This window comes from Streptomyces sp. NPDC048441 (genome assembly GCF_043200235.1).
In the GTDB taxonomy this organism is placed as follows: Bacteria; Actinomycetota; Actinomycetes; order Streptomycetales; family Streptomycetaceae; genus Streptomyces.
In genome coordinates this window covers 346,168-359,820 of the sequence record NZ_JBICXM010000001.1, presented here as the reverse complement: position 1 = coordinate 359,820, position 13,653 = coordinate 346,168, and the positions used below count along the sequence as shown (strand labels likewise).

Genomic DNA, 13,653 nt, shown 5'->3' with positions numbered 1-13,653 from the left:
GCGAGCGGACGATGCGTACGCGAGGACTCGCGAGGCTGCGCGGCTGGGGCGGAGCCACCGCCATGGCGGTGGCCTGCGCGCTCACGGGCTCCCTCATGTTCGTACTGCCGGAGGCGGGCAGTGCGGTCAACTCCGACGAGGGTGCCGGGGCGGGCCAGGCCTCCCAGGGGTCCGCCGAGGCCGCTCCCGCGCGTGCCGAGAAGTGCGAGGATCCCGAGGCGAGCCTGTCGCCCAGCGACAAGGACGGCCCGACGATCGAGGCCATCCGTAACCGCAAGGGCAAGAAACTCATCGTCGGCGTCGACCAGAACAGCTACCGCTGGGGCTATCGCGACCCGAACAACAAGACCGCGGCACTCGAAGGCTTCGACATCGACCTCGCGCACAAGATCGCCGAAGAGATCCTCGGTGACCGCGATGCCGTGCTCTTCCGCGCCATCCCCACCAACCAGCGCGTCAAGGCGATCCAGAGCGGCCAGGTCGACATGGTCGTACGGACGATGACGATCACCTGCGACCGCAAGGACGAAGTCGCCTTCTCCACCGCCTACTTCAAGACCGGCCAGCAGGTCCTCGCCCCCAAGTCCTCGGACATCACCGGGTTCAACGACACACTGGACGGCAAGAAGGTCTGCTCCGCGAAGGGTTCCACCGCGCTCACCCAGCTCGGAGAACTCAAGAAGAAGGGCCTCGATGCCGACATCGGGACTACGGTTCCCAACCAACTCGACTGCCTGGTAAGGCTCCAGCTCGGTGAGGTGGACGCCGTCGTGACGGACAGCGCGCTCGCCGCGAGCCAGGCCGCCCAGGACCCGACGATCGAGCTCAAGGGCGACGCGCCGCTGAACACGGAGTACTACGGCGTGGCGATGAAGAAGCCGGAGAACGGCGCCGACGACCTGGTGCGGCGGGTCAACCAAGTCCTGGAGGACTACCGCAAGAGCAAGACCGGCTGGCAGAAGTCGTACGACAAGTGGCTGAAGCCGGGCCTCGGCGAAGCGCCGGACGGACCGCCGCAGCCGAAGTACAGCGACTGAGCCGGACGTGCACAGCAACACAGAGCGGAGAGGTGATCGATGAGCGTCGCGGGACCCCCCGGTCCTGTGATGGACCGGGACGAGGTGGACCGTGCGCTGGCGCGGCTCGACGCCGAGCACGAGGCGATCGAGACCTCACTCCTCGCCCTTCAGGATCACGCCGGCCGCAGGCTCCTCGAAGGTGCCGGTCTCACCGGCACCACACAGGAGCGCTGGCAGGCCACGGAGCAGCAGATCACCCTGCTCTGGGCGTACTTCGACGCGTACGCCGCCGCTCTGCACTCGGCACGCGAGCTGCGGGCCCGCAGACGCTGGCCCAGTCGGGACGACCTGGTGGAGCTGACCGAGCTGCTGCGCGGTGAGAGCGTCACCGTCGCCGGCGGCGCCGCCCCCGCGCCGTCGGCCTCGATCACCGGGCCCGCCAAGCTCACCGAACGGTTCACGCTCGCCGACCTCGTCTCGCGGATGAACGACCTGTACGCGCACTCGCTCGACATGGTCGTCGCCGCCGACGCGGTGTGGTCCGCGCTGCCCGCCCGGATAGACCTCCTGGCGGCCGAGCTGCACCGCACCCGCCAGCTCGCGCACTCCGTGGGGGTACGCCCCGGCGAGCATCCGGCGGGCGACGACCTGGAGCGGATCACGGCGGAGCTGACGCTCCTGCGCGAGCAGGTGGTGTCCGATCCGCTGGCCTTCTGGCAGCCCGCGACGGGCAGTTCGGCGCCGGGCGGCGGCCGTCCGCACACCGAGCGGTACGACCGTGAGGCCCGTGCCCTCGATGACGTACGCCGGGAGATCGACGCGGTGCTCACCGTCCGGCAGGACGCGGAGCTGCGGCTCGGCAGGCTGCGTGACGTGCTCACGCGCGCGGACCGCACCCTGGCCGAGGCACGCTCCGCGCGCGGCGAGGTCCTCGCCAAGATCGCCGCATCCGAGGTGCCCGCCGTCAGCGGGCCATCGACCGCGCTCCAGGAGCAGCTGGCCATGGCGTCCGACTACCGCAGGCACGCCCAGTGGCACCGGCTCTCCCCTCTCCTCGAGTCCCTAGAGGAGAAGGCGGAGGACGAACTCATGCGTGCCCGCGAGTCGTTGACGGCCGTCACCCAGCCCCTCGCGGTCCGCGCGGAGCTGCGCGGCCGCCTCGACGCCTACAAAGCGAAGGTCGGACGGCTCGGCTTCGCCGAGGACCCGCTCCTGATCGAGCGGTACGACGCCGCGCGCCGGATGCTGTGGAGCGCGCCCTGCGATCTGCGCGTAGCCGAACAGGCGGTGCTCCGCTATCAGCGGGCGACCGCCGAAGTCCTCGCATCAAGGGTGCCGCAACAAGGCGGCCCCACCGACCGGAGGGGGGAAGCATGAGTGAGCAGCGGAAGTGCCAGCGACCCGGATGTACAGGGTCGTACGAGGACATGGGCGGCGGCGAGCTGTACTGCGACACCTGCGGCCTGGCCCCGGTCGTCTCGCCGACGGGCATGGTGTCCTCTCCCCCGACCGGCATCACGGGCGGCGGCAAGGGGTCGGGCAGCAGCAGCTCCCGGTCCAGCTCGCGTTCCTCGTCCCGCTCGGCAAGGTCCCAGTCATCGCGCCGTTCGGTGTCGGGGCGGCTCTCGCGCTCGCTGTCCGGCAGCTCGACGTCCCGCTCGGTCTCGGTCCGCAGCTCCGGCTCGGCGGCGGGTTCGTCGGGCCGCAGCAGGCTGGGCGTGGGCCTGGTGCAGGTGCCCGAGGTGCCGCGCCCCGATCCGCGTCAGGCGGTGCAGGAGAACCCGGAGGTTCCGGAGCGGAAGCGGTTCTGCTCGCGCTCCGACTGCGGTGCGCCGGTGGGCCGTGCGCGCGGTGAACGGCCAGGGCGCACCGAGGGGTTCTGCACCAAGTGCGGGCACCCGTATTCGTTCGTACCGAAGCTGGGCACGGGCGACATCGTGCACGGTCAGTACGAGGTCGTGGGCTGTCTGGCGCACGGCGGGCTCGGCTGGGTCTATCTCGCCGTCGACCGCGCGGTGTCCGACCGCTGGGTGGTCCTCAAGGGCCTGCTCGACACGGGCGACCAGGACGCGATGGCCGCCGCGATCTCCGAGCGCCGCTTCCTCGCCGAGATCGAGCACAGCAACATCGTCCGGATCTACAACTTCGTCGAGCACCTCGACCAACGCACGGGCTCCATGGACGGCTACATCGTCATGGAGTACGTCGGCGGCAAGTCGCTCAAGGAGATCGCCAACGACCGCCGCACGGAGGCCGGGAAGCGCGATCCGCTGCCGGTCGAGCAGGCCTGCGCGTTCGGCATCGAGGCTCTTGAAGCCCTGGGGCATCTGCACAGCCGCAATCTCCTGTACTGCGACTTCAAGGTCGACAACGCGATCCAGACCGAGGACCAGCTCAAGCTGATCGACATGGGCGCGGTCCGCCGCATGGACGACGACGAGTCGGCGATCTATGGAACGGTCGGCTATCAGGGCCCCGAAGTCGCCGAGGTCGGCCCGTCCGTGGCCTCCGACCTCTACACGGTGGCCCGCACCCTGGCCGTCCTCACCTTCGACTTCCAGGGCTATACGAACGTCTTCGTGGACTCCCTGCCGGACCCCGACAACATCGAGGTCTTCCGCCAGTACGAGTCGTTCTACCGCCTGTTGGTGCGCGCCACCGACCCGGACCCGGCCCGCAGGTTCGCCTCGGCGCAGGAGATGGCGGAGCAGCTCACAGGAGTCCTGAGGGAGGTCGTCGCGCTCCAGACGGGGCGGCCTCGACCCGCGCTCTCCACCCTGTTCGGGCCCGAGGTAAAGGTCACGGACACGGAGTTGTTCGCGGAACTGACGGGGGACGTGTCGCACTTCGGGGCGCGCGCGCTGCCCGCGGGGCGGCGCAAGGGGCGCCTCGAACTGACCGCGGGCGAGGGTGCGGGGAGGGAGGGGAGCAACGGCGCTCCGGTGACTGTGCCTCCCGCGGCGCCCCTGCCACCCCCTGCCGCTCCTCCCGCGAGGATCGTCCGGCAGCTCGACGCCCCCGGTACGGCGCTCGCGCTTCCGGTGCCCCGCGTCGACCCGAACGACCCGAACGCGGGCTTCCTCGCCGGGCTCATGGCCTCCGCCCCCGCCGAGCTGATCACCGCGCTCCGTGCCGCGCCCGCCGACTCCGTGGAGCTCCAGCTGCGCGGGCTCCGTGCCCGCCTCGCCATGGGTGAACTCGGTCCCGCGACCCAGGCGTTGGCCGATCTGGAGATTCAGCATCCGGACGACTGGCGGGTGGTCTGGTATCGGGGTGTCGCCTCGCTCGCGACCGGGGACCACGAGAACGCGGCCCTGTCCTTCGACGCCGTGTACGACGCGTTCCCCGGCGAGCCCGCGCCCAAGCTGGCACTCGGCGTCTGCGCGGAGGTCCTTGGGCAGCTGGACAACGCCGCCGAGTACTACCGCCTCGTATGGGCCACCGACCCGAGCTACGTCAGCGCGGCGTTCGGCCTGGCCCGCGTACAGCTCGCTTCGGACGACCGGCGCGGTGCCGTGCGCACCCTGGAGTCGGTGCCCGAGGCCTCGATCCACTACACGGCGGCACGGGTCGCCGCGGTGCGGTCGAGGCTGCGCCACCGTATGACGTTGGCCACCGTGGCGTCGCCCGGCGCGCTCTTCCTCGACGATCTGACGGCGGCAGCGGGGCAGGTGGAGGCCCTCGCGGGCTTCGGCCTCGACGCGGTCCGCCGTGAGCGCCTCTCGACCGAGGTCCTGGGCACCGCGTTGGACTGGGTACTCTCCGACAGTCACTCTGGTACCGCCTCCGCTCTTCCGGCAGCACTCGCTGCACCGGCGGGCGGCGCGCGGACCGTGCTGCTCGGCAGCGACCTGGACGAGCGCGGCCTCCGGTTCGGCCTGGAACGCTCGTACCGAACGCTTGCCCGGCTCGCACAGGGTGGCGAGGAAAGGATCGACCTGGTGGAACGGGCCAACCGTTTCCGCCCTCGGACGTGGGTGTGAAGATGTCGCAGATGCACCAGCAGACTGCCGGGGCCGCCGGTTCCACGTGCCCCGGCTGCGAGGAACCGCTCGAATCGGGTGACCTGTTCTGCGGCGCGTGCGGGTACGACCTGTCGGCGCTGCCGGCCGGGTCGGACGATCACCCCACGGTCGCGATGAACGGCTCGTCCCCCTCATCTCCGGAGGCGGCACCCGATGCCTCATCTCCGGGGGCGTCATCCGATGCCTCATCGGAGTGGCCCATCGCCCCGGAAGTGGACAGCTCGGACATGCCGGTGCCCGTGCACCTGCCCACCGACCTGGCGGGCACGGACTCGGCGGGCAGCGAACTCGCCCCGGACGAGTACCCCTTGCCCGCTCCGGCTCCGGCCGCTGCTCCCGCCCCCGGCTCCGGCGCCCAGGCCGAGGCCGAGCCCGCCGATCCCCGGGCGGCCCTGTCCGACCCCACGCCGCCCGCGGGCACCAAGCTCTGCGTGGCCTGCCGTTCGGGCCGCGTCGACCCGGACGGCTACTGCGAGAACTGCGGGCACGCCCAGCCGCGTGAGCGCGATCACATGGAGCAGGAGCTCGACACGGTCGCCGCGGTCAGCGACCGGGGCCTGCGCCACCACCGGAACGAAGACGCGTTCGCGATCTCGTCGGCCGCGCTGCCGGACGGTTCCCCCGCAGTCGTCGCGATCGTCTGCGACGGCGTCTCGTCCGCGACCCGCCCCGACGAGGCCTCGCTCGCCGCGTCACGCGCGGCCAACGAGTCGCTGCTCGACGCCCTGCCGCGCGGTACGCACCCGCAGCAGGCCATGCACGACGCCATCCTCTCGGCGGCCGACGCCGTCAACGCCCTTGCCGCCGAGCCCACTCAGGCCAGGGAGCACTCCCCGCACCAGAACGCCCCCGCGTGCACGCTCGTCGGCTCGATCATCGCCGGTGGCCTCCTGGTCGTCGGCTGGGTGGGCGACAGCCGTGCCTACTGGGTTCCCGACGACCGCAGCGGCCCGACCGTCCGGCTCACCGAGGACGACTCGTGGGCCGCGCAGATGGTGGCCGCGGGTCTGATGAACGAGGCGGAGGCGTACGCCGACGAGCGCGCGCACGCCATCACGGGCTGGCTCGGCGCCGACGCGTACGAACTGGAGCCGCACACCGCTTCCTTCAAGCCGGACCGTGCGGGTGTAGTGGTCGTATGCACGGACGGGCTCTGGAACTACGCGGAAGCGGTGGAGGAGATGGCACGTGCCGTGCCCGTCGATTCCGCCGTGCGGCCGCTGCACAGCGCACAGGTCCTGGTCGGTCACGCACTGGACGGCGGGGGCCACGACAACGTAACAGTGGCGATTCTGCCGTTCCGTGTCGTGCCGCAAGGGGCAGGATCCGCCTAGTGGAGGTCCCCGCGACGGGGAGCCGACCACGCGCACTTGTCACCCCCCGGCTTGGGGAAGCCGGGGGGAACGTCTAGGGGGAGCAGGGATCCATGGCCAACTTCTCGAAGTCGAACGTGCCGCAGTTCTCGGTCGACGTGTATCAGAACGAGTACCTGCCGGAGGGCGGCCGCGAGGTCAACGCCATCGCCACGGTCACCTCGACCGGCGGTGGCACGGTGGGGGCCGCGGTGAGCGCCCCGCACCTCTACTCGGCGGGGCAGACCCCGGACGCGGCCGTGGCGATCATGGTCGACTGTTCAGGGTCGATGGACTACCCGCCGACGAAGATGCGCGGGGCCCGCGATGCCACGTCCGCCGCCATCGATGCCGTACGTGACGGAGTCCACTTCGCGGTGATCGGCGGCACCCATGTCGCCAAGGAGGTCTATCCGGGCAACGGCCGCCTCGCGGTCGCCGACGCGCAGACCCGGGAGCAGGCCAAGCAGGCCCTGCGCAAGCTCAGCGCGGGCGGCGGCACGGCGATCGGCACCTGGCTGCGCCTCGCGGACCGGCTCCTCGCCTCGGCCGATGTCTCGATACGGCACGGAATCGTGCTGACCGACGGCCGCAATGAACACGAGTCACCCGAGGACCTGCAAGCCTCCCTCGACGCCTGCGCGGGCCGCTTCACCTGCGACGCCCGCGGTGTCGGCACCGACTGGGAGGTCAAGGAGGTCACCGGCATCGCGTCCGCGCTCCTCGGCACCGCCGACATCGTCGCCGACCCGGCCGGGCTCTCCGCCGACTTCACGCAGATGATGGAGGCGGCGATGGGCAAGGAGGTCGCCGACGTCAGCCTGCGCCTGTGGACACCGATGGGCGTGGAGATCAAGTTCGTCAAGCAAGTGGCGCCCACGGTCGAGGAATTGACCAGCCGTCGGACGGAGGCGGGACCACGCGCCGGGGACTATCCCACGGGATCCTGGGGCGACGAGTCCCGCGACTACCACATCTGTGTCGAGGTGCCGGGCGCCGATCTCGGACAGGAGATGCTCGCGGCCCGCGTCTCGCTGATCGTGCCGCAGCCGGACGGCAGCGCCCAGACGCTCTCACAGGGGCTTGTACGGGCCGTGTGGACGGACGACATGACCGCGTCGACGTCGATCAACCCACAGGTGGCGCACTACACGGGCCAGGCGGAACTGGCGCAGGTCATCCAGCAGGGCCTCGACGCACGCAAGTCGGGAGATATCGACGGAGCCACGGCCAAACTGGGCCGCGCCGTTCAGCTCGCCAGCGCTTCGGGCAACGATGACACCGCCAAGCTGCTTTCGAAGGTGGTCGACGTGGTCGATGCCGTGGCAGGTACTGTTCGATTGAAGGCGAGGGTTGCCGAGGCCGACGAGATGACTCTCGAGACGCGGTCCACGAAGACTGTTCGCGTGAAGAAGTAGCACTGCCCATAAGCGCCACCCATAAGCACCACCCATACCACCAGTAGCCCCACCAGCAGCACGTACGGCCTTTGCGCCGGAGAAGGAGAGGGGGAAGCGCCGACATGCCGACCTGCCCGAACGGACACCAGTCGGGTTCCGAAGACTGGTGCGAGGTCTGCGGTCACCGCATGGCCGGTGCCGTACCGCCCCCGCCGCCGCCCCCGGCCGCTCCCGGCTACGGCTACCCGCCGCCGGGCCCCGGCCAGGACCCCGGATACCCGCCGCAGGACCCCGGATATCAGCAGCAGGACCCGGGATTCCCGCCGCAGGGGCACGGACGCCCGCACCTGTCCGCCGTGCCCGACCAGGCAGCCGAGGCCGAGCTCTGCCCGCAGTGCCGCACGCCCCGCGAGGCGAACGCGCCGTTCTGCGAGGAGTGCCGCTGGAACTTCCTGACGAACACGGCCACCTCGTACACCCCGGCCGCCCCGCAGCCGCCGGCGCCGAACCCGGCGCAGCAGTTCCAGCAGGGCGCGGGAGCGCAGCAGCCCGGCCAGGACCCGTTCGGGTACCAGGGCTCGCGGCCGTCGCAGATGAACCGCCCCGCCGAGCCGATCCCACCGTTCGGCAACGGCCACGGCAACCCGCCCGGCCAGGTGCCTCCGCCGTACGGCGGCGAGGCGCCCCTGCCGCCGTACAACGGCGGCGACCAGTACAACGGCGGCGACCAGCCGGGTCAGCCCCCGCAGGCGTTCCAGCAGGCTGGCGCCCCGCCGGGGCAGCAGCAGGGTCCGCCCGCGCCTCCCGCGTTCCCGCAGGAGAGGGGGGCTCCGCCTGCGCAGCCGCAGCAGCCCGGCCCTTCGGCTCCCGGCGGCCCGCCCTTCGGCGGCGACGACGACTGGATGCTCTCGCCGCCCTCGTCGCAGGCCCCGGGCCCCGGCGCCCCCCAGGCTCCCGAGCAGGGCGGCTGGGGTCAGCAGCAGCCGCCGCAGACTCAGGCACCGCAGGGCCCTCCGGGCTATCAGGCCGTGCCGGGTCCCGGTTCCGGCACGGTCTCCTGGTCGGCGACGATCGGTCCGGACCGTGAGTACTTCATGGCGATGATGCACCGCAGCGGCCCCGAGGCGTCGGGCCTGAATCTGCCCGCGTACTCGCCCGAGCAGCAGCGCCCGCTGGCCGGCAACCAGATCACGATCGGCCGCCGCCGCCACTCCACGGGCGACACCCCGGACATCGACCTGTCGGTGCCGCCGGAGGACCCGGGCGTATCGCACCAGCACGCCGTCCTGGTCCAGCAGCCGGACGGCACCTGGGCGGTCGTCGACCAGAACTCGACCAACGGCACCACGGTCAACAGCGGCGAGGAGCCCATCCAGCCGTTCGTCCCGGTGCCGCTCCAGGACGGCGACAAGGTGCACGTGGGCGCCTGGACGACGATCACGATCCGGCACGCCTAGGACTGGACCGAGTCACCGCGACTCACGCGAGTGGCCAGGCGTACGGCCCTTCGGGGTCGTCCAGCCAGGCCCACTCGTGCGTCCCGCTGACGGTGACCCCGAACCGCTCGCGCACAGGACGGTCCTCGCGCTGCCACAGGGCGAGGGCCTCGTAGGGATCAAGACTCCCTGCGGTCAGTTCCAGGAGAAAACGGAACAGCTCGTTCTGCAGGGCCTTGCGCGGCAGCCCCCCGAGGTGCTGCTCGTGCGGGGCCCTCGTGCTGCCGCCCCGCAGCGGCACGAAGTACGCGGGGGTGTGCAGGAACCGGCCCTCGGCGTAGGTGGCGTCCCGCACCGTGAGCGTGATCAGACCGGTGGCCAGCGGGGCCAGGATGCGCGCGCCGGGACGGCTCTGGGCCAGCCAGGCGCGCGGCACCGACGGCAGGGTGCAGGTCGCGATGATCCGGTCGTACGGGCCGCGCTCGGGGCATCCGGCGGTCCCGTCGCCGGTCACGACACCGGGGTGGTAGCCGGCGGTCGCGAGATGCAGCCGCGCGGACTCGGTGATCTCCGGGTCGAGGTCGACGGTGGTGACGTGCTCCTCGCCGACCCGGTGCGCGAGCAGGGCCGCGTTGTAGCCGGTGCCCGCGCCGATCTCCAGGACGTCACAGTCCCCCTCCCGCAGATCCAGCTCGTCCAGCATCTTCGCCATCAGGGAGGGCTGGCTGCTGGAGGAGAGCAGCTCTCCGTCGCGTACGCGGGTGGCGAGCGGGGCGTCGGCGTAGGCGCCGCGCAGCCAGCGTGCCCGGCGTGCGGGGTCGGGGTCCTCGCCCCACAGGCGTTCGTAGCCGCCGCCACCCGTGGTGACGTAGTAGTACGGCACGAACAGATGCCGGGGTACCTGCTCGAACGCCGCTCGCAGTGCGGGGTCCCGCGTCCAGGCACCGCTCTCCTCGATCGCGCGCACCAGAGCGGACCGGGCCTCGGCGGCGATGAGCGGGTCGATCGCGGATCCCATACGACCACTGTGCTGCGGTATGGCCCGTGATGCGAGCGGCCGGACCCACATCTTCCATGCTCGGACCTACGACTTCCGTACTCGGCCGCCCCGTCTGAGACCATGGACGGTGTGAATGAGATCCCGCACGGCACGCTTCAGGAGCAGACGTTCTACGAACAGGTCGGCGGCGAGGAGACCTTCAGGCGCCTGGTGCACCACTTCTACCGAGGGGTCGCGGAGGACCCGCTGCTGCGGCCGATGTACCCGGAGGAGGATCTGGGCCCGGCCGAGGAGCGCCTCGCACTGTTCCTGATGCAGTACTGGGGCGGCCCGCGCACCTACAGCGACAACCGCGGTCACCCCCGGCTGCGGATGCGGCACGCCCCGTTCACGGTCGACAGGGCGGCGCACGACGCCTGGCTGACGCACATGCGGACCGCGGTCGAGGAGCTCAAGCTCTCCGAGGAGCATGAGCGGACGCTGTGGAACTACCTGACGTACGCGGCGGCTTCCATGGTCAACTCCGAGGGCTGACGGCTCCCTCCCACACGTCCCCTCCCACACGCCCCCCTAACATCCCATCCCCTTCCCGAACTGCCTGCACTCTGAAAGCATCCGTACAGACTTTCGGGGGACGTACGGCGTACGGCACGGGCATGGGTACGGGGGGTCGAGGGGGCTGTGGCGGGGTTCATTTTTCTGCGCGTGCGCGCACATCGGCTGCTGCTGTCCGCCGCGCTCCTCGCCGTGCTCCTCACCACCGCGGTCCTGGCCACGCTCACGGCCTTCTCCGGCTCCATCGGTGACGTGGCCCTCCGGCACAGCCTGCGTACGCGCTCGGCGGCACAGGCCTCGCTCGCCGTGCGGGCCCAAGTCCCGCCCGGCGACCGGGAGTCGGCGGAACGGGCGGTGCGCGACGCGGCACGGCGCACGTTCGACGGGCTGCCGGTGGGGCTGCGGTCCCTGGCCCGTTCGGGGCCGTACGCACTGCCCGGCGCGCGACAGGGCGGCGAACCGGATCTCACGCACTTCGCGGCGCTCGACCGGTCCAGGGTCCGCCTGACGAAGGGGAGTTGGCCTTCTCCGTACGGGAAGTCGCGGGGCAAGGAGGTCGAGGTGGCCCTCCCCGAGACGGCCGCCACCCGGCTGAAGCTCGGCCCCGGCTCCGCCCCGCTCACCCTCACCGACCGGCTCACCGGGCCGAAGATCACCGTCCGGGTGACCGGCGTGTACCGCCCCGCCGACCCCAACGAGCCCTACTGGCAACTGGATGACCTCGGCGGCCGTGGCGTACGCGAGAGCGTCTTTCTGACGTACGGGCCGCTGCTCGCCGACCCGACAGTCCTGGGGCACGTCTCGGCGGACCGTACGCACTGGCTGGCCACGGCGGACTTCCGCACCATGACCACGGACCGCGTCGACGCGCTGCGTGCGGCGGCGAAGAGCGGTCCTTCCGCGCTCGCCAAGTCCCCGTCCCTGAGCGGAAATCCGAGCGCGAGTACCGCACTCCCCGAGGTCCTCGACCGAGCCGAGCGCGCACTCCTGGTGTCCCGTTCGACGCTGCTGATCGTCGCCCTTCAGCTGATCATGCTCGCCGGATACGCGCTGCTGCTCGTGGCCCGGCTGCTCAGCGGGGAACGCGGCGGCGAGACGGGCCTGCTCCTCGCGCGCGGCGGCTCGCGCGGCCGGGTGGTGTGGCTCTCCACGGTCGAGGCACTGCTGCTCGCGCTGCCCGCCGCGGTGCTCGCTCCGCTGCTCGCGGGCCCGCTGACCCGGCTGCTCGCGGGGCGGGGAGCCCTTGCCCGGACGGGGGTGCGGCTCGACGGGACGGCGGGCGTGGGGGTGTGGCTGATCGGGGTCGTCGCGGCCCTCGGCTGCGCGCTCGCGGTGGTCGCGCCCGCGCTCTCGGCGAACACCGGGTCGCTTCGGCGGGCACGGTCCGCCGCGCTGCCCGCACCGCTGCGGGCAGGCGCCGATGTGGGCCTCCTGGTGATCGCGGCGGTGGCGTACTGGCAGCTGGACGGCAGGACGTCCGGCTCCGGCGCGCTGAGCGGCGACGGCTCGGGCGCTCTCGGCATCGACCCGCTCCTGGTGGCCGCACCCGCCCTCGCGCTGCTCGCGGGCACGGTCGTGACGCTGCGCCTGCTGCCGCCCGCCGCGCGTCTGGCCGAGCGGCAGGCGGCGCGGGGGCGCGGCCTGCCCGGCGCGCTCGCGGGCTGGCAGCTGAGCCGCCGCCCGCTGCAAGGCGCGGGACCCGTACTGCTGCTCGTCCTCGCCGTGGCGATGGGCATGTTGGCGATCGGCCAGAGCGCCTCCTGGGACCGCTCGCAGGAGGACCAGGCGGACTTCAGGGCCGGTACGCAGATCAGGGTGCTCGGCAGCCGGGTCCCGGAGCAGCGGCAGCCCGAGGTCTACGCATCGCTGCCGGGCGTACGGCAGGCCGCGCCCGTCGTGCGCTCCACGATGGACCTCTCGGGCAGCCGCCAGGCGACGCTGCTCGCGCTCGATGGGGCGCGGGCGATGCCGGGGCTGCTGATCCGCGAGGACCGCGGGGAGCGCTCCTCGATGACCGAGGCATTGAAGTCACCGGAGCCAGGGGCGGTCGTGACCGAGCGGTTCCTGCGCTCCAGCGGGGCGGATGTGGGCTCCCGGATCGATGTGCCGCTGGGCGGCCGTTCGTTGCGGGTGACCATCGTCAAGGCGGTGGCTGAGCTGCCGACCACGGAGGCGGCCGAGGGGTCGGAGGGCACGGACGCGTCGGGCGGCGGGGGCGCGTCCGACGGCGGCGCCCTGCTGCTCGACCTGCCTGGCGCGAACGCGCTGCTCAAGAAGGACGGCAAGGCGCCCCTGTCCCCCACCGAATGGTGGCTCACCACCCGCCCCGGCGCCTCCGCGCAAGCAGCCGCCGCCCTGCGCGCCCGCCCCGACATCGACCCCGAACAGGTCCTCGTCCGGGACGAGATCGCCGCGGAGCTGCGTGATGACCCGCTGGGTGCGGGCCCGCAGTCCGCGCTGCTCGCCGTGGCGCTGGCGGCGGCCGCCCTCGCCGCTGTGGGCTTCGCCGTGAGCGCGGCGGGTTCGCTGCGGGAGCGTACGGCGGAGTTCGCGGTGCTCCGCGCCCTCGGCACCCCGCGCCGTCAGCTGGCCCGCCTGATCGCGGCGGAACAGGGTTTCCTGCTCGGCCTCGCCCTAGTGGTGGGCGTAGCCCTGGGAGCAGTCCTGACCCGTGCGGTCGTCCCCTTGATCGTCCTCACCGGCGAGGCCACCCAGCCCATCCCGCCGGTCCTGGTGGAGCTGCCGCTCCCCCGAGTGGCCACGCTGCTGGCTGCGACGGCGGCCGTCCCCCTCCTGATCATCGCTGCCCTCGCCCTGCGCCGGGGAGACCCGACGGTGTCCCTGCGCCACGACGGAGGCAACTGAC

The 13,653-nt window shown here is 72.1% G+C and carries 9 protein-coding genes; 8 read left to right on the top strand and 1 reads right to left on the bottom strand.

What is annotated here, in order from left to right:
• Window positions 1-11: 11 nt before the first annotated feature.
• From ACGFSB_RS01575 to ACGFSB_RS01550, 6 genes are all read left to right on the top strand, one after another.
• On the top strand, window positions 12-1,037 hold the full coding sequence (locus tag ACGFSB_RS01575; RefSeq protein ID WP_393392424.1) for a glutamate ABC transporter substrate-binding protein: 1,026 nt from the start codon (window positions 12-14) through the stop codon (window positions 1,035-1,037).
• 39 nt (window positions 1,038-1,076) lie between these two features.
• A complete protein-coding gene (locus ACGFSB_RS01570) occupies window positions 1,077-2,396 on the top strand; it encodes a hypothetical protein (protein WP_393392421.1) in 1,320 nt (439 codons plus the stop codon).
• On the top strand, window positions 2,393-5,002 hold the full coding sequence (locus ACGFSB_RS01565; protein ID WP_393392419.1) for a tetratricopeptide repeat protein: 2,610 nt from the start codon (window positions 2,393-2,395) through the stop codon (window positions 5,000-5,002). The genes ACGFSB_RS01570 and ACGFSB_RS01565 overlap by 4 nt, the downstream gene beginning before the upstream one ends.
• 2 nt (window positions 5,003-5,004) lie before the next feature.
• Window positions 5,005-6,378 (top strand): protein phosphatase 2C domain-containing protein, encoded by a 1,374-nt coding sequence (locus ACGFSB_RS01560; RefSeq protein WP_393392416.1) that lies wholly within the window; start codon window positions 5,005-5,007, stop codon window positions 6,376-6,378.
• A gap of 92 nt (window positions 6,379-6,470) precedes the next feature.
• Window positions 6,471-7,814, top strand: coding sequence for a VWA domain-containing protein (locus tag ACGFSB_RS01555; RefSeq protein ID WP_393392413.1), 1,344 nt, complete (start codon window positions 6,471-6,473; stop codon window positions 7,812-7,814).
• Window positions 7,815-7,918: 104 nt separating this feature from the next.
• Window positions 7,919-9,253, top strand: a complete 1,335-nt coding sequence (locus ACGFSB_RS01550; protein WP_393392410.1) for an FHA domain-containing protein — start codon at window positions 7,919-7,921, stop codon at window positions 9,251-9,253.
• A gap of 22 nt (window positions 9,254-9,275) precedes the next feature.
• Here ACGFSB_RS01550 and ACGFSB_RS01545 read toward each other — a convergent pair whose 3' ends face one another.
• Complete coding sequence (locus ACGFSB_RS01545; RefSeq protein ID WP_393392407.1) at window positions 9,276-10,250, bottom strand: methyltransferase domain-containing protein; 975 nt, start codon at window positions 10,248-10,250, stop codon at window positions 9,276-9,278.
• 102 nt (window positions 10,251-10,352) lie between these two features.
• On the opposite strand from ACGFSB_RS01545, the gene ACGFSB_RS01540 reads away from it, so the two are divergent.
• Both ACGFSB_RS01540 and ACGFSB_RS01535 read left to right on the top strand, forming a co-directional pair.
• Window positions 10,353-10,766 (top strand): globin, encoded by a 414-nt coding sequence (locus ACGFSB_RS01540; protein WP_393392405.1) that lies wholly within the window; start codon window positions 10,353-10,355, stop codon window positions 10,764-10,766.
• Between the two features lie 147 nt (window positions 10,767-10,913).
• Window positions 10,914-13,652: an FtsX-like permease family protein gene (locus ACGFSB_RS01535; protein WP_393392402.1), complete on the top strand. Its 2,739-nt coding sequence runs from the start codon at window positions 10,914-10,916 to the stop codon at window positions 13,650-13,652.
• Window position 13,653 lies beyond the last annotated feature (1 nt).